This window comes from Streptomyces sp. NPDC002463, from assembly GCF_042889835.1.
In the GTDB taxonomy this organism is placed as follows: Bacteria; Actinomycetota; Actinomycetes; order Streptomycetales; family Streptomycetaceae; genus Streptomyces; species Streptomyces nymphaeiformis.
On sequence record NZ_JBIARL010000001.1, the window covers coordinates 1,011,350 to 1,026,800 of the forward strand.

General features: G+C 72.7%; 14 protein-coding genes. 8 read left to right on the forward strand and 6 right to left on the reverse strand.

Translation table 11 applies throughout. The features are described 5' to 3' along the window. Positions 1 to 21: 21 nt before the first annotated feature. Genes ACFYX3_RS04755 through ACFYX3_RS04765 form a run of 3 tightly spaced genes read left to right on the forward strand, consistent with a single transcriptional unit; the run spans position 22 to position 2,929 of the window. Positions 22 to 1,026 carry a FecCD family ABC transporter permease gene (locus tag ACFYX3_RS04755; protein WP_389007909.1) on the forward strand — a complete coding sequence of 335 codons (1,005 nt, stop codon included), beginning with the start codon at positions 22 to 24 and terminating at the stop codon, positions 1,024 to 1,026. After that, a complete protein-coding gene (locus ACFYX3_RS04760) occupies positions 1,023 to 2,129 on the forward strand; it encodes a FecCD family ABC transporter permease (RefSeq protein ID WP_389007911.1) in 1,107 nt (368 codons plus the stop codon). Before ACFYX3_RS04755 ends, ACFYX3_RS04760 begins: the two co-directional genes overlap by 4 nt. After that, positions 2,126 to 2,929, forward strand: coding sequence for an ABC transporter ATP-binding protein (locus ACFYX3_RS04765; protein WP_389007913.1), 804 nt, complete (start codon positions 2,126 to 2,128; stop codon positions 2,927 to 2,929). The genes ACFYX3_RS04760 and ACFYX3_RS04765 overlap by 4 nt, the downstream gene beginning before the upstream one ends. Before the next feature lie 15 nt (positions 2,930 to 2,944). Here the strand turns inward: ACFYX3_RS04765 and ACFYX3_RS04770 are convergent, their stop codons facing one another. After that, positions 2,945 to 4,033 (reverse strand): hypothetical protein, encoded by a 1,089-nt coding sequence (locus ACFYX3_RS04770; protein WP_389007915.1) that lies wholly within the window; start codon positions 4,031 to 4,033, stop codon positions 2,945 to 2,947. Between the two features lie 72 nt (positions 4,034 to 4,105). Between ACFYX3_RS04770 and ACFYX3_RS04775 the strand changes: the two genes are divergently transcribed. Continuing rightward, positions 4,106 to 6,691 (forward strand): helicase-associated domain-containing protein, encoded by a 2,586-nt coding sequence (locus tag ACFYX3_RS04775; RefSeq protein ID WP_389007917.1) that lies wholly within the window; start codon positions 4,106 to 4,108, stop codon positions 6,689 to 6,691. 356 nt (positions 6,692 to 7,047) lie between these two features. Here the strand turns inward: ACFYX3_RS04775 and ACFYX3_RS04780 are convergent, their stop codons facing one another. Then, positions 7,048 to 7,242 (reverse strand): hypothetical protein, encoded by a 195-nt coding sequence (locus tag ACFYX3_RS04780; protein WP_031132883.1) that lies wholly within the window; start codon positions 7,240 to 7,242, stop codon positions 7,048 to 7,050. A gap of 116 nt (positions 7,243 to 7,358) precedes the next feature. On the opposite strand from ACFYX3_RS04780, the gene ACFYX3_RS04785 reads away from it, so the two are divergent. After that, entirely contained in the window at positions 7,359 to 8,099 is a 741-nt protein-coding gene (locus tag ACFYX3_RS04785) for a helix-turn-helix domain-containing protein (protein ID WP_389007919.1), read from the forward strand. 5 nt (positions 8,100 to 8,104) lie between these two features. Continuing rightward, on the forward strand, positions 8,105 to 8,575 hold the full coding sequence (locus ACFYX3_RS04790; RefSeq protein WP_389007921.1) for an NUDIX domain-containing protein: 471 nt from the start codon (positions 8,105 to 8,107) through the stop codon (positions 8,573 to 8,575). 60 nt (positions 8,576 to 8,635) lie between these two features. On the opposite strand, the gene ACFYX3_RS04795 is transcribed toward ACFYX3_RS04790, so the two are convergent. Further along, on the reverse strand, positions 8,636 to 8,839 hold the full coding sequence (locus ACFYX3_RS04795) for a hypothetical protein (protein WP_389007923.1): 204 nt from the start codon (positions 8,837 to 8,839) through the stop codon (positions 8,636 to 8,638). Positions 8,840 to 9,267: 428 nt separating this feature from the next. Then, the gene (locus ACFYX3_RS04800; protein ID WP_389007925.1) at positions 9,268 to 10,908 is read right to left on the reverse strand and encodes a recombinase family protein; all 1,641 of its coding nucleotides are present in this window, start codon (positions 10,906 to 10,908) and stop codon (positions 9,268 to 9,270) included. A gap of 27 nt (positions 10,909 to 10,935) precedes the next feature. On the opposite strand from ACFYX3_RS04800, the gene ACFYX3_RS04805 reads away from it, so the two are divergent. Continuing rightward, positions 10,936 to 12,573, forward strand: coding sequence for a DNA repair helicase XPB (locus tag ACFYX3_RS04805; protein WP_389007927.1), 1,638 nt, complete (start codon positions 10,936 to 10,938; stop codon positions 12,571 to 12,573). Positions 12,574 to 12,583: 10 nt separating this feature from the next. Here the strand turns inward: ACFYX3_RS04805 and ACFYX3_RS04810 are convergent, their stop codons facing one another. Both ACFYX3_RS04810 and ACFYX3_RS04815 read right to left on the reverse strand, forming a co-directional pair. Beyond that, positions 12,584 to 12,937, reverse strand: a complete 354-nt coding sequence (locus tag ACFYX3_RS04810) for a hypothetical protein (RefSeq protein WP_389007930.1) — start codon at positions 12,935 to 12,937, stop codon at positions 12,584 to 12,586. A gap of 48 nt (positions 12,938 to 12,985) precedes the next feature. Then, on the reverse strand, positions 12,986 to 13,171 hold the full coding sequence (locus ACFYX3_RS04815) for a hypothetical protein (RefSeq protein WP_389007932.1): 186 nt from the start codon (positions 13,169 to 13,171) through the stop codon (positions 12,986 to 12,988). Positions 13,172 to 13,399: 228 nt separating this feature from the next. Here ACFYX3_RS04815 and ACFYX3_RS04820 point away from each other — a divergent pair, with 228 nt between their 5' ends. Then, a complete protein-coding gene (locus ACFYX3_RS04820; RefSeq protein WP_389007934.1) occupies positions 13,400 to 15,433 on the forward strand; it encodes a HelD family protein in 2,034 nt (677 codons plus the stop codon). Positions 15,434 to 15,451 lie beyond the last annotated feature (18 nt).

Here is a 15,451-nt window from a genome sequence, read left to right on the forward strand (position 1 = left end):
GCACCTCCCCGATGGGTCCCGATGCCAGCCGCTTTCCGCACCAGACGCGTCCTCGCGACCTCGGCGGCCCTCGTCGCCCTGCTCCTCGCCGTCCTCCTCAGCCTCGCCGTCGGCGCCCGCCCCATCGCGCCCTCCACCGTCCTCGACGCCCTGCTGCACGGCGCGACCGGCGACGACGCCGAGGTCGTCCGACAGCTCCGCGTCCCCCGGACCCTCGTCGGGCTGATGGTCGGCGCCGCCCTCGCCCTCGCCGGCACCGCCCTCCAGGGCATCACCCGCAACCCGATCGCCGACCCCGGCATCCTCGGCATCAGCCAGGGCTCGTCCGTCGCCGTCGTCCTCGCCATCGCCTTCCTCGGCGTGCACGAGCTCAGCGGGTACGTGTGGTTCGCCTTCGTCGGCGCCGCCCTCGCCTCCGTCGCCGTCTACGCGATCGCCGCCGGCGGGCGCGGCGGCGCCACGCCCGTGAAACTGGCGCTCGGCGGGGCCGCGATCAACGCGCTGCTGCTCTCCGTCACCACCGGCGTCCTCACGACCCGGGCCTCGGCGCTCGACGAGTTCCGGTTCTGGCAGATCGGCTCCCTCGACGGGCGCGACACCGAGATCGTCGGCCAGATCTGGCCCTTCCTGCTGCTCGGCACGGTCCTCGTCCTCTCCGTGGCGCGCGGGCTCGACGCGCTCGCGCTCGGCGAGGACGTCGCCAAGGGACTCGGGCAGCGCGTCGCGACCGTACGGGTCGTGGGCGGGCTCGGCGCGACCGTCCTCACCGGCGCGGCCGTCGCCGCCGCCGGCCCCGTCGCCTTCGTCGGCCTCGCCGTCCCCCACATCGCCCGCGCCGTCGTCGGCTCCGACCACCGCTGGGTCCTGCCGATGGCCGCGCTCGTCGGCCCGGTGATGCTGCTCACCGCCGACGTCGCCGGCCGGATCGTCTTCCCGCCCGGCGAGGTCCCGGCCGGGGTGATGACGGCGCTGATCGGGGTGCCGTTCCTGGTGACGCTGGTACGCCGGAAGGCGGTGCCGGCATGACCGCGCCTGTGAGCACCCTCCCGGGCCCTGCCCCGAAGGGCACCTCGAAGGGCACCCGCCCCGTCCGGCCCGCCGGGTACGGGCTGCTGCGGGCCGGGCGGGCGTCGTTCCTCGTCCACCGGCGCTCCGCCGCCGTCGCCGCCGCCCTCCTCCTCGTCCTGGCCGCTGCCTGCGTCGCGTACCTCTGCGTCGGCGAGCGGTTCGTCCCGCCCGGCGAGGTCGTACGGATCCTCCTCGGGCAGTCGTCGCCGTCCGCGTTCGTCGTCGAGGAGCTGCGCGAGCCGCGGCTCGTCGTCGCCGTCGCCGTCGGCGCCGCCTTCGGCATCGCGGGCGGCCTCATCCAGACCGTCGCCCGCAACCCGCTCGCCAGCCCCGACATCATCGGCATCAGCCAGGGCGCCGGGGCGGTCACCGTCGCCGCGATGACCTTCGGCCTCACCTCGTACACGGTCCTGCCGTACGTCTCCGTCGCCGGCGGCATCCTCGCCGCCGCCCTCGTGTACGCCTTCGCCTGGCGCGGCGGACTGCACGCGACCCGCTTCGTGCTCATCGGCATCGGCATCGCGATCGCACTGCGGTCCCTCGTCACGCTCTTCATGACGAAGGGCGACTACCTCGTCGCCCAGCAGGCCCAGATCTGGATGACCGGCTCCCTCAACGGGCGCGGCTGGGACGAGTCCGCGCCGATCCGGTGGACGCTGCTGCTCCTGCTGCCCGCCGTGCTGTGGGCGGCCCGCGCCCAGCGGACCGTCTCGCTCGACGACGACACGGCGACCGCGCTCGGCGCCCGGCTCGGCGGGGTGCGGCTCGGGCTCGTCGCCGTCGGCGTCGTCCTCGCGTCGGTGGCGACGGGCGTCGCCGGACCGGTCGACTTCGTGGCCCTGCTCGCCCCGCAGATCGCCCGCCGCACGACCCGGACGGCGCAGATCCCGCTGCTCTGCTCCGCGCTCGCGGGCGCGGTGATCGTGGTCGTCGCCGACCTGCTCGGCCGGCGGCTCCTCTCCCCCGTCGAACTGCCGGTGGGTGTCCTCACGGCGGCGGTCGGCGCCCCGTACCTGATCTGGCTCATCGTCCGGAGCCGAGCCGTTGGAGGAAAGTCGTGAGCAGACTGCAGGCCCGTGGGCTCTCGCTCGCCTACGAGGACCGGACCGTCGTCGAGGAGCTCGACCTCGCGGTCCCCGACGGCAAGGTGACGGTGATCGTCGGCCCCAACGCCTGCGGGAAGTCCACGACGCTCCGGGCGCTCGGCCGGTTGCTGAAGCCGGCGGGCGGCGCGGTCCTCCTCGACGGGGAGTCGCTCGCGAAGCTCCCGACGAAGCGGATCGCCCGCTCGATCGGCCTGCTGCCCCAGACGCCCGTCGCGCCCGAGGCCATCACCGTCGCCGACCTGGTGTCCCGGGGCCGGCAGCCGCACCAGGCCTGGTGGAAGCAGTGGTCTGAGGAGGACGAGCGGGCCGTCGCCGACGCCATGGAGCGCACGGACGTCGCGGCGCTCGCCGACCGGTCCGTCGACGCGCTCTCGGGCGGGCAGCGGCAGCGGGTGTGGATCGCGATGGCCCTCGCCCAGGAGACCGACCTGCTGCTCCTCGACGAGCCCACCACCTACCTGGACATCTCCCACCAGGTGGAGGTCCTCGACCTGGTCCGCCGCCTCAACCGGCTGCGCGGCCGGACCGTGGTCCTCGTCCTCCACGACCTGAACCAGGCCGCCCGGTACGCCGACCACCTCGTCGCCATGAAGGCGGGCCGGGTCGTCGCGGAGGGCCCGCCGTCGGACATCGTCACGGCGGACCTCGTACGCGACGTCTTCGGCCTCACGTCGGTCGTCGTCCCGGACCCGGTGACGGGCTCACCCCTGGTGGTGCCGGGGGCGCCGTGGGCGGCCCCGTGCCCTAGGGCCTGATCCGAAAGACAGGCCCTAGTTCCTGCGGGCGCGCCACACGAGGAAGGCCGCCGAGGCGATCGCCGCGCCCCGGAGGACCCACGGCCAGGTCTCGGAGATCGCCGCTCCCATCGCCTCGCCGCCCGGGGCCACCGCCTCGCCCCAGCGGCCCTGGACGCGGCCCCACAGCCAGACGATCCCGGTCGCGGCGGCGAGGCCGGGGATCACCAGGACGGCGGTCTTGGCCTCACCCGGGGTCAGCCGGCGGGAGGCGTACGCGAGGAGCCAGCCCGCCGCGAGGGCGACGAGCGAGCCGAAGACGGCGCCGCCGAGCAGGAGCAGCGCGGCGAGGAGGACGAAGGGGTTCGAGAGGCGGGCGCGGGCCGGGGCGGCCTCCTCCTCGGGCGCCTCCTCCACGGCCGGGGCCTCGGTCTTGCGGCGGCGGAGGATACGGGCCAGGCGCCGGGCCTTCCCCGGTGCGGGCTCCTCCGCCGCGTCGTCCTCGTCCTCCTCCGGGGCCGGCGGCGTGAAGAGGTCGGGGCGCTCGATGCCTCCGACGAAGCCGAAGAACCCGTCCTCGTCGGAGGGGTCCTCGGTGTCCGTACGCCACCAGTCCGCCGCCCGGTCGGCCGCGGCGCCGCCGGAACCCGAGCCGTCGGGGCGGTCGCGGTCGCCCTGGGCGGGGATGGCGGGACTCGACGCGCCGGGGCGGACCCCCTCCCGGTCCGGCGCCCCTCCGGGCCTTCCCGCGCCCGGCCCCCCCGTGCCCGACGCGCCGGAACCCCCGCGCGTTTTTCCGGGGCCGTCCGCCGCCGTCTCGCGCGCGCCGCGGAGGCCGCGCGGCCGCCCCGTCCCCGCGCCCTCCCCCGCCCTCGGCTCCGGCACCGGGCGTCCGCCCGAGGGCCCCGCCCGGTCCACCACCTCGTCCGGCGTCCCCAGCGCGCCGAGGATGCCCCGTACCGCCGCCGGGCTCTCCTCGCCGTGTGTGGCGCGCCGGCGGTCGATCTCGTTCCGCAGGCCGGAGACGAGCTTCATGCGGTCGCTCGCCGGCAGTTGCCGCTGCTGTGCCAGATCGCCGACCCGGCTCAGATAGTCGTAGACCAGACGGTCGCTCTCGATCCCCACGATGCCCCTCCACGGCCGGTTCGCCCGGTACGGCCCGACGTTAGCGCCTGGACAGCGGCTAACGTGGTGCGGATGGGGATCGGTGAGCTCGACCGGGAGGCGCACGTGGCCGAGGCAACCAGCGCCGGCGCGGCGCCGCGCACGCTCGCGGAGGCGCTGCGCGCGCGGGGCGACGAGGGGCTCGCCGCGCTGCTGCGCGCCCGCCCGGACCTGCTGAGCCCCGTACCGAACGACCTGACGCAGCTGGCGACGCGTGCCGGCACGCGGGGTTCGGTGGTGCGGGCGATCGAGCGGCTCGACCGGTTCGCGCTCCAGACGGCGGAGGCGCTGGCCGTGGCCCCGGACCCCGCCCCGTACTCCGTACTGCTCGCGCTGCTCACCGGTGACGAGGGCGATCCGGAGATCGAGGCGGCGCTGCCGGGCGCGGTGGCGCTGCTGCGCGAGCAGGCGCTGGTGTGGGGCGAGGACGACCGGCTGCGGCTCGTACGGACCGCGCGGGAGCTGCTCTCGCCGTCGCCGCAGCACCCGTCGCCGACCGGTCTCGGGCCGACGGTGGCGGAGGCGACGGCGGGGATGTCGCCGGGCCGGGTGCAGGAGATCATCGCGACGGCCGGTCTGACGCCGACGCACGATCCGGTGTCGGCGGTGGCGGCGCTGACGGAGCTGTTCACGGACCGGGCGCGGATGGGCGCGCTGCTCGACGAGGCGTCCCCGGAGGCCCTGTCCGTCCTGGACCGGCTGGTGTGGGGTCCGCCGTACGGCGAGGTGACGCCGAATCCGGCGCCGCCGGTGCAGTGGCTGCGCGACCGGGGGCTGCTGCTGCCGGTGTCCGCGCGGACGATGGTGCTGCCGCGCGAGGTGGCGCTGCATCTGCGGGGCGGGCGGGCGCACCGGGCGCCGGAGCCGGTGGCGCCGGTGGTGGGGGCGGCGCGCGACTACCGTCCCCAGGTCGTGGACAGCGCGGCCGCCGGGCAGGCGTACGCGACGCTCGCGACGGTCGAGGAACTCCTGAAGTCCTGGGACCAGGGCGGCCCGCAGGTCCTTCGGGCGGGCGGGATGTCCGTACGGGACCTCAAGCGGACCGCGGCGGCCCTGGACGTGACGGAGCAGCTCGCCGCGTTCTGGCTGGAGCTGTGCTTCGGGGCGGGGCTGCTCGCCTCGGACGGCGAGGCGGACGAGCGGTACGCGCCGACGCCCGCGTACGACGACTGGCTCGACCTGCCGGCCGCCGAGCGCTGGGCCCTGCTCGTCGCGCCCTGGCTCGTCGCGACCCGCACGGCCGGCCTGGTGGGCGGCGCCGACGCGAAGGGCCGCACGCTCGCCGCCCTCGGCCCGGACCTGGACCGGGCGCCCGCGCCGGAGGTCCGCCACCGGGTCCTGGAACTCCTCGCGACCCTGCCGCCGGGTGCGGCGGCGGACCCCGAGACGCTGTTCGCCCGGATGCGGTGGGAGCGGCCGCTGCGGGGCGCGGCGCAGGCGGCCCCGCCGCGCGCGCCGCAGACGGTGTCCGGCGGTCCCGACGACTCCACGGACCCCGCCCCCGACGCCTCCCTCGACCTGCGGTCCCGGCTCGCACGCTGGACGCTCGCCGAGGCGGAGCTGCTCGGGCTCACGGGCCGGGGCGCGCTCGCGGGCCCCGCGCGGGCGCTGCTGAACCTGCCGCTCGCGGAGGCGGCCGCGCCCGCCGACCACGGGGGCCGGGTCGAGCTGTCGGTGGCGGCGGGGCGCGCGGCGACCCTGCTCGCGCCGCTGCTGCCCGAGGCCGTCGACCACGTGCTGCTCCAGGCCGACCTGACGGCCGTCGCCCCGGGGCCGCTGCGGCGGCCGCTCGCCGACGCGCTCGCGGTCCTGGCGGACGTGGAATCGAAGGGTGGCGCGACGGTGTACCGGTTCACGCCCGGTTCCGTGCGGCGCGCGCTCGACTCCGGGCGGTCGGCCTCCGACCTGCACGACTTCCTGACGGCGCACTCCCGGACGCCGGTGCCGCAGCCGCTCGCGTACCTGATCGACGACGTGGCGAGGAAGCACGGCCACCTGCGGATCGGGGCGGCCTCCGCGTACGTGCGCTGCGACGACGACACCGTCCTCGGCGAGATCCTCGCCGACCGGCGGTCCGCCGCCCTGGGGCTTCGCCGGCTCGCGCCGACGGTGCTCGCGGCGCAGACGGACCCGGCGTCGCTGCTCGACGGGCTGCGGGCGATGGGGTACGCCCCGGCCGCCGAGTCCGCCGAGGGCGACGTCCTGGTCACCCGCGCCGACGCGTACCGCACCCCTGCCCGTACGGCCCCGGTCCCGGTCCCGGACGGCCCCCCGGCCCCCGACACCACGCTCCTCGGCGCGGCGGTGAAGGCGATCCGGGCGGGCGACCGGGCGGCGACGGCGGTACGGAAGGAACCGACGGCCCCGGCGACGACGGGCGGCCTCCCCCGCACCTCCGCCGCCGAGACCCTGGCGACGGTCCAGGCGGCGGCGCTGACGGGCTCGGCGGTGTGGATCGGCTACGTCAACGCGGAGGGCGCGGCGAGCCAGCGCGTCATCGCACCGGTCCGCGTCGAGGGCGGCTTCGTGACGGGCTACGACCACACGGCCGACGAGGTCCGCACGTACCCCCTGCACCGCATCACGGGCGTCGCGGAACTGGCCGACGACCAGGTCTAGCGCGCATCGGGCAGACTGGAGGATTGGCCGTCACCGGAGCGGCCCGGGAAGGATCGATCGCACGTGAATGGGCCACTCATCGTCCATGCGATCAAGCTGGATGCACATACCTAGCACGTTGGGGCAGGTAGCGGATAGGCCCACCTGGAAAAGAGCGCGCTAAGCGCGCTTCACGCTCTCGGGCGGGACCAGCCACTCACGGCCCCCGCCCTCTGGCCACAGAAACGCTGTAGGGCGCTTCCGGCGCTCGCCCGGCAGGCCGGCGGGGTCCTCGTAGTCCGGAATCACGTCGCGCAGGATGCCGACCCGTCCCGCACCATCTTCCACGCGTCGCCCGATGTCCTCTGCGGTGACCATCAGTGCCCCTCGGGGTGCCGCCGCATGAAGACGTTGCAGTCGGACACCGTGGCCATGTCGCCCCCGGCACGGGCGCGGGAGCGCACGTTGGCCAGCTCGATGCATCCCGCGCACCCGTCGACAGGGTCCGGCTCCCGATCCAGGTTCAGTGGCAGTTCGACAGGCGTAGCGCTGTATCGCGTGGGCTCACTCATGGCGCGATGGTCGCGCCGGTCGTCAGGACGGAGGAACCTCGTACGTTTCCCACTTTGGGACGTCCTACCACGTGTAGAACGTCCCTGGGAACGTCCGAAATCCGAGGGGGCGCAGCATGTCCAACGAGCGACTTCGAACCGTCATGGAGGCAGGTGGCTGGACACATGCGGCCTTGGCTGGCGTCACAGGTGTCGACCCCAAGTCCGTGGAACGGTGGGTCAATCTCGGGCGTACTCCGCGCCGGGCAACGGCGCTGGCGGCAGCGGAAGCGCTCGGGGAAGACGTGCATGCCCTGTGGCCGGCACTCCGGCAGGCGCGTGCCGCACGTGCTGTCAGCCCCGAACTCGTCGCTCTGTACGGACAGCGGGCGGATCTCCCCGTGTCGGTCTTCGTCGATCTCCTCTCCCAGGCGCGGCAGCGGATCGACGTGCTGGTGTACGCGGCCGTCTTCCTGCACGAGGCGTACCCCCGCCTCAACGACCTCCTGCGCGAACGGGCCGACGAGAGCTGCACGATCCGCATCGCGGTGGGTGACGCAGACGACCCCAACGTCCAGCAGCGCGGACGGGAAGAGAAGTTCGGCCACGGCATCGAGCCCCGCTGCCGACTCGCGCTCCTGCATTACCGGCCTCTCGCGGACGTACCGGGAATCGAGCTGCGCACCCATGGAACGACCCTCTACAACAGCCTGTACCGCGCCGACGATCAGATGCTGGTCAACGCGCACGTGTGGGGCGTCAACGCCTACGGTGCGCCCGTGTGGCACCTCCGGCGCCACGGCGACGGGGGCATGTTCGACACCTACGCGGGGAGCTTCGACGCCGTATGGGAAACGGCCCGCCCCGTGGAAGGCTGAGCGCCGTGGCCCGAACCGAGTACTACGACGATCCCAACGCCCCCCGGCCGAACAGCCTGGTCGTGGCAGCCTCTGCCGTCGTCACCGATGAGGACGGCCGCGTACTTCTCCAACGGCGCCGGGACAACGACTTGTGGGCGCTGCCGGGCGGAGCCATGGACATGGACGATTCCCTCCCCGGCACGGCCGTGCGAGAGGTCCAGGAGGAGACCGGTCTGGATGTCGAGATCACGGGACTCGTCGGCACGTACACCGACCCCCGCCATGTCATCGCGTACAGCGACGGAGAGGTACGCCGGCAGTTCAACGTCTGCTTCACCGCCCGGGTCGTCGGCGGCACCCTGGCCATCTCCGACGAGAGCACGGAACTCCGCTTCGTGGCGCCAGAAGAACTCGATGCGCTTCCGATGCATCACACGCAACGGCTGCGTATCCGGCACTTCCTGGAGCACCGCGCCGCCCCGTACCTGGGATAGGGCTACCGGTCGCGGTGGCGTCACTCCCCCAGCCGACTACGTGCACCGGCCAGCAGTTCATCAGGAGTAGAAGCCCTGGCCGTAGTCCTCCCGCCTCAGAGTGAAGTCGTCCGGACGATCACGACGAAGCTCCTCGTATCGCTGCGCGAAGATGTCGATCGCTTCATGAAGCGTGCAGTCCAATGCTTCGCGGATCGTCATGAGCGCAGAGACGATCCTTTGCTCCAGGATGTCGCGGTCCAGACTCTCGGGCAGATGCTCCATGGTGCCGTGACCCTACCCGGCACGGATGGCCAACCCCCGGGGCAGGGGATAACCGCCCACGGAAACCCCCTGATCAGCCACGCGAGAGTTTCCGCTCCCACACGCGCTGGTCAAGGGTTGAAGGGGGCCACCGCCTACCCCCTCGCACGCAAACGGATGCGGCTCTGGTCCGACCGCCCACTCCCACACGCGCAGCGTGCGTGGCTCACCCTCAGCGGCGCAGGGCTGCGATGGCGCAATGACGGATCGAGCCCTTGGTCTGTTTTTCTCTTATTTTTCTATGTGCAATCAAAAAAGTAGGGAGAACCGTCATTCCGTCATCACCCTGCCGCTGAGAGAGCAGCAAACCGGCGGCACCCCCTGGGAGCGCGGACGGCCCGCCGCCAGGGCTTCCCCAGCAACGGGCCGCGAACAGTCGCCAGGAGAGCTCAGAACAGCTCAAGCGTCTGAGCCGCTGCGCGCTGTACGACCGCTTCGACGTCCTTGCCGTCGGCGTCCGCCCGGCGGATCTCGCCGTCCTCGCCGAAGTAGACCGCGAGGCGGGAAGTGTCCAGTCTCGGGCCGCCCTTGCGGGACATGCCGACCTCGACGTACGCCCCCGCGTTCAGCAGCAGATCGCGCTTGCCCGCCGTGTCCGCGTCCTTCCAGAGCTGTGCATGAGTCCGGCCGGTCGGAACCGCCTCCACGCCCGCAGGCTTCGCGGTGCGCTGCTTCTCGTTCAGCGAAGCCAAGCGTTCCTCCAGCTTGGCGTACTGAGCCGCGTACCTCGTGGCACCCTCCTCACCCTTGAACAGGCCACGGTCGTACCGGTCCTTCTCCAGGTCCTCCAGCGCTTCCCTGGCCTGCCGGATCTGCGGGCGGAAGTCCTCGCCCACGTGCTCCACCATGCGCACCACGGGGAAGGCGCCGAACTTCTCCAGGAACAGCGCCGTGACGTGCTGTTCCATGCCCTCACCGGCGATGCTCACGCCGTAGCAAGTCAGCTCCGCGCCTGCCTGCCGGGCCTTCAGCCGGCCGATGCACCGATAGCGGATGCGCCCCTTGGCGACGTACGTGTACATGCGGTTGTGGCACACCGCGCAGTAGACGATCCCCCGCAGCAGCGCCGTTCCCTCGCGTCGCCGGTCGCCCGGATTGGCTCGTCGGCTCAGCTCGTCCTGCAACGCCTGCCAGGTGTCCATGTCCAGGATCGGCGTGCGGTTGACCAGCGGCAGCCCGTCCGTCATCAGGATCGGCTTGCCGTCCTCGATCACCTGCCCCAGCAACTGAGGGTTGCCGAGAAGGCTGCGCAAGGTGGAGGGGTACCACCGCTTGGAGTCGCTGCGCTTGCCCGTGGTCTGCCGCGACGAGTGGCCGGGCGAGGGCTTGTCGGACTCCGTGAGGTCCACTGCGATCTTGAGCAGCGAGTCCTTGTTGAGGACCCGTTCCACGATCTCGTGAATCGTCTTCACTTCCTCGGGGTTGACCTCCAGGATCTTCCCCGCGCCTTCGGGGTTGGGGGCCACCCGGTACCCGTACGGCACCCTGCCGCCCGTATAGCGGCCCTCCCGCCTCAGGTGTTCATGGGCGCTGGAGACGCGCATCCCGATGGTGTCGGACTCCAGCTCTGCGAAGACCGCGATCACCTTCGCCATGGCGCGCCCCATGGAAGAGGTGAGGTCCAGCGGCTCACTGGCGGACGCGAGAGCCACGCTCTCCGCCTGGGTGACCTTCATGATCTCCGCGAAGTCCACCGTGGAGCGGGCCAGGCGGTCGATCTTGAAAAACACGATCACGTCGAACTCGGCGAGGCGGGCCAGGATCCGCTGAAGCCCGGGACGGTCCAGGCCGCGCGAGTAGCCCGAGACGTCGATGTCCTCTTCCACGGCTATGACCTGCCAGCCACGGGCCGCGCACAGAGCCTCACAGGCCGCGCGCTGACGCTCGGGCGAGGTAGAGTTTTCTGTTTCCCGCGAAAGGCGGACATAGATGGCCGCGCGCATTCCCGACGCGTTGGCCGGGACGCCCTTCGGGCGACGGGCACGGGGCATGGCCCTTGCCGTGGCAGGCGCAGATGTGGTGTCTGTCACAACGCGATCCTATCCCTGGAGGTATGTGTGTCCTGCCTGATCGTCCAGAGCGACAAGACGCTGCTCCTGGAGGTCGACCACGAGCTCGCCGAGGCATGCCGCCGGGCCATCGCGCCGTTCGCGGAGCTGGAGCGGGCGCCGGAGCACATCCACACCTATCGCGTGACGCCGCTGGGGCTGTGGAACGCACGGGCCGCCGGGCACGACGCCGAGCAGGTCGTCGACGCGCTCGTCGAGTACTCGCGCTACCCCGTGCCGCACGCGCTGCTCGTCGACATCGCCGAGACCATGGCCCGGTACGGCCGGCTGACGCTCTCCAAGCACCCCACGCACGGGCTCGTGCTGACCACGACCGACCGGCCGGTCCTGGAGGAGATCCTGCGGTCGAAGAAGGTGCAGCCGCTGGTCGGGGAGCGGATCGACCCGGACACCGTCGTCGTGCACCCCTCCGAGCGCGGGCAGATCAAGCAGACGCTGCTGAAGCTGGGCTGGCCGGCCGAGGACCTCGCGGGTTACGTGGACGGTGAGGCGCACCGGATCGACCTCGCCGAGGACGGCTGGTCGCTGCGCCCGTACCAGAAGCAGGCCGTCGACGGCTTCTGGCACGGCGGTTCCGGTGTCGTCGTGCTGCCCTGCGGCGCCGGCAAGACGCTGGTCGGCGCAGGGGCGATGGCCCAGGCGAAGGCGACGACGCTGATCCTCGTCACGAACACCGTCTCCGCGCGCCAGTGGAAGCACGAGCTGGTGAAGCGGACCTCGCTGACCGAGGACGAGATCGGCGAGTACAGCGGGACCCGCAAGGAGATCCGGCCGGTCACCATCGCCACGTACCAGGTGCTCACGACCAAGCGGAAGGGGATCTATCCCCACCTGGAGCTCTTCGACTCCCGCGACTGGGGCCTCATCGTCTACGACGAGGTGCACCTGCTGCCCGCGCCGGTCTTCAAGTTCACGGCGGACCTCCAGGCCCGCCGCCGGCTCGGCCTGACCGCGACCCTCGTCCGCGAGGACGGACGGGAGTCGGACGTCTTCTCCCTGATCGGGCCGAAGCGGTTCGACGCGCCGTGGAAGGAGATCGAGGCGCAGGGGTACATCGCGCCCGCCGACTGCGTCGAGGTCCGCGTGAACCTGACCGACTCGGAGCGGCTCGCGTACGCGACGGCCGAGGCGGAGGAGAAGTACCGCTTCTGCGCGACGACGGCGACGAAGCGGAAGGTGACGGAGGCCCTGGTGAAGAAGTTCGCCGGGCAGCAGATCCTCGTCATCGGGCAGTACATCGACCAGCTGGACGAGCTCGGCGAGCACCTGGACGCGCCGGTCATCAAGGGCGAGACGTCGAACAAGGAGCGGGAGCGGCTCTTCGACGCCTTCCGCAACGGCGAGATCAACGTCCTGGTCGTGTCCAAGGTCGCGAACTTCTCGATCGACCTGCCGGAGGCGACGGTCGCCATCCAGGTCTCCGGCACCTTCGGCTCCCGCCAGGAGGAGGCCCAGCGCCTCGGCCGGGTGCTGCGCCCGAAGGCGGACGGCCACCAGGCGCACTTCTACTCGGTGGTCGCCCGCGACACGATCGACCAGGACTTCGCGGCCCACCGCCAGCGCTTCCTGGCGGAACAGGGCTACGCGTACCGGATCGTGGACGCGGACGAGCTGATGGAGTCGTAGCCCACGGTCCTCAGTCCATGAGCTGGAGGGCCGCTCCGACGGCCCCGAGGCCGTACTGGGCGACGACGAGGGCCCGGCGGGGCCTGGTCGCCATCCGATCCCGAGGGGTGACGAGGGCGACCAGGCCGGCCACGACGGCGACGCGGAACGTCCAGAACGCGGCCTCGGTGAAGCCGCCGGCGGCGCCGTCGCCGTCGATGGCGTCGCCGAGGACCAGCACCACGGTGAGGACGAAGAGCACGAGGAGGGCGCCGAAGCCGCCGAGGGCGGTGAAGCGCAGCTTCCGGGTGGTGCGGGCGAAGTCGTCGGTCGCGGGCGTCGGCGGCGGTACGGGGGGCGCGGGCGGGATCGGCGTCGTCGTCATGCCCCGATCACATCAGGGCGCGCCCGGCCCGCCCAGGCGTTCCGGTACTCAGTCGGGGCCGGGGTCGTACTCAGGGCGGGGGTTCCGGACGCCCGCCTCCCGCGGCCCGTAGTCGCCCAGCAGGGCGACCGACGCCGCCGCGCCGCCGAAGGCGCGGATCGCGCGGAGGGCCGTGCCCAGGTGGGTGCGGGGGCGGGGGACGGTGGTCACGAGGGTGAAGGTCGTTGCGCTCATGACTCCATGATGGAATCCGGACATTCAGAACACATCGCCCCAGGGGTGGAATCAGGATCCACCCCCGGATGGACCCGGCCCCTAGGGGAAAGGGATTCGCCCGGCCGACCGCCCGGAGTTAGACTCGTCGGCTTCCCCGCCTCCCGCTCGTGGAGCGCGCCGCCGCCCGGTCGGAAACCGGCGGCCACCTCGTCGTGTCCGCGTATCCACCTGCCCGGAGGCTTCACCGTGTCCGTATCCGTGCCCGAATCCGACCCGCTCGCGCACGAGCGCGCCCATCTGACCTCCTCCCGCGCCGCGCTGCGCGCGATGCGCGAGGACGTCGAGGCGCTCGACATCAAGGACGTCACCGCGAACTGGGTCAACTCCCTCGTGCTCGGGCGGCAGATCGAGGACCGGATCAAGGCGCTCGCGGACCTCGCCGACACCCCGCTGTTCTTCGGACGCCTCGACTACCTGCACACCACGCAGGAGGGTCAGCGGTTCTACATCGGCCGGCGGCACGTCCACGACGCCGACGGCGACCCGATGGTGATCGACTGGCGTGCGCCGGTCTCGCAGCCGTACTACCAGGCGTCGAAGAAGGACCCGCAGGACGTCGGCCTCCGGCGCCGCTTCGGCTACACGGGCGGCGACCTCACCGCGTACGAGGACGAGCACCTCTCCGACCCCCAGGAGCTGGAACACACCAGCCGCCTCCTCCAGGCCGAGATCGAGCGGCCCCGCGTCGGCCCCATGCGCGACATCGTCGCCACGATCCAGCCGGAGCAGGACGGCATCGTCCGCTCCGACCTGTCGGGGACGGTGTGCGTGCAGGGAGGCCCCGGCACCGGCAAGACGGCCGTCGGTCTGCACCGTGTCGCCTACCTGCTCTACGCGCACCGGGAGCGGCTCGCCCGCACCGGCACCCTGGTCATCGGGCCGAACCGTTCCTTCCTCCACTACATCGAGCAGGTCCTGCCCGCCCTCGGCGAGCTGGAGGTCCAGCAGGCGACGGTCGACGACCTCGTCGCACACGTCGAGGTGCGGGGCACGGACGAGGCGGCGACGGCGGTCGTGAAGGGCGACGCGCGGATGGCCGAGGTGCTGCGACGGGCCGTCCGCTCGCACGTGACGCTGCCGAAGGAGTCGCTGATGGTGGTGCGCGGTTCACGGCGCTGGCGGGTCCCGGCGTACGAACTGGAGGAGATGGTGAGGGAGTTGCTGGACCGCGACATCCGGTACGGCGCCGCCCGCGAGGCCCTCCCGCAGCGCATCGCGCACGCCGTCCTCGTCCGCATGGAGGAGGCCGGCGAGGCCCCCGACGACCGCGTGCAGAACGCCGTCGCGCGGAACACGGCGGTCAAGGCCGCCGTGAAGGAGTGCTGGCCGCTCGTCGAGCCCGCGAAGCTGGTCCTGCGCCTGCTGAGCGACGCCGACTTCCTCGCCGAGCACGCCGAGGGGCTGCTCACCGAGGACGAGCAGAAGCTGCTCCTCTGGGCGAAGCCCGCGCGGAGCGTGAAGACGGCGAAGTGGTCGGCGGCCGACACCGTCCTCATCGACGAGGCGAAGGACCTGGTCGAGCGGACGCACTCGCTCGGACACGTGGTCCTCGACGAGGCGCAGGACCTGTCCCCCATGCAGTACCGGGCGGTGGGCCGCCGCTGCACGACCGGCTCGGCGACGGTCCTGGGCGACCTGGCTCAGGGCACGACGCCGTGGGCGACGGAGAGCTGGGCGCAGGCCCTCGCGCACCTGGGGAAGCCGGAGGCGCTGGTGGAGGAGCTGACCGCCGGCTTCCGCGTGCCGCGCGAGGTCATCGCGTACGCCTCGCGGCTCCTTCCGCACATGTCGCCGGGGCTCGCGGCGGTGGAGTCGGTCCGGGAGAACCCGGGCTCCCTGGAGGTCCGCCCGAGCGACGCCCTCGACGAGGACGTCGTCGCGGCGTGCGTGGAGGCGCTGGGCCACGAGGGCTCGATCGGCCTGATCGCCGCGGACGCGCGGATCGCGCCGCTCGCGGAGGCGCTGACGGCGGCGGGTCTGGCGTACCTCTCCCCCGGCGAGGAGACGACGGCCGAGTCCCGGCTCACGCTGGTCCCGGCCTCGCTCGCGAAGGGCCTGGAGTACGACTACGTGGTCCTGGACGAACCGGCGGCGGTCGTCGACGGCGAACCGGACGAACGCACCGGCCTGCGGCGGCTGTACGTGGCGCTGACGCGTGCGGTGTCGGGCCTGACGGTCGTTCACTCGGCGCCGGTGCCCGAGCAGTTGGGCGAGCTGTGACCGCCGCAGACGGGCGCG

Coding starts and splice junctions, on each gene's coding strand:
- ACFYX3_RS04755 (WP_389007909.1), top strand. CDS start 22: ATGCCAGCCGCTTTCCGCACCAGACGCGTCCTCGCGACCTCGGCGGCC.
- ACFYX3_RS04760 (WP_389007911.1), top strand. CDS start 1,023: ATGACCGCGCCTGTGAGCACCCTCCCGGGCCCTGCCCCGAAGGGCACC.
- ACFYX3_RS04775 (WP_389007917.1), top strand. CDS start 4,106: ATGGGGATCGGTGAGCTCGACCGGGAGGCGCACGTGGCCGAGGCAACC.
- ACFYX3_RS04780 (WP_031132883.1), bottom strand. CDS start 7,242: ATGAGTGAGCCCACGCGATACAGCGCTACGCCTGTCGAACTGCCACTG.
- ACFYX3_RS04785 (WP_389007919.1), top strand. CDS start 7,359: ATGTCCAACGAGCGACTTCGAACCGTCATGGAGGCAGGTGGCTGGACA.
- ACFYX3_RS04795 (WP_389007923.1), bottom strand. CDS start 8,839: ATGGAGCATCTGCCCGAGAGTCTGGACCGCGACATCCTGGAGCAAAGG.
- ACFYX3_RS04810 (WP_389007930.1), bottom strand. CDS start 12,937: ATGACGACGACGCCGATCCCGCCCGCGCCCCCCGTACCGCCGCCGACG.
- ACFYX3_RS04815 (WP_389007932.1), bottom strand. CDS start 13,171: ATGAGCGCAACGACCTTCACCCTCGTGACCACCGTCCCCCGCCCCCGC.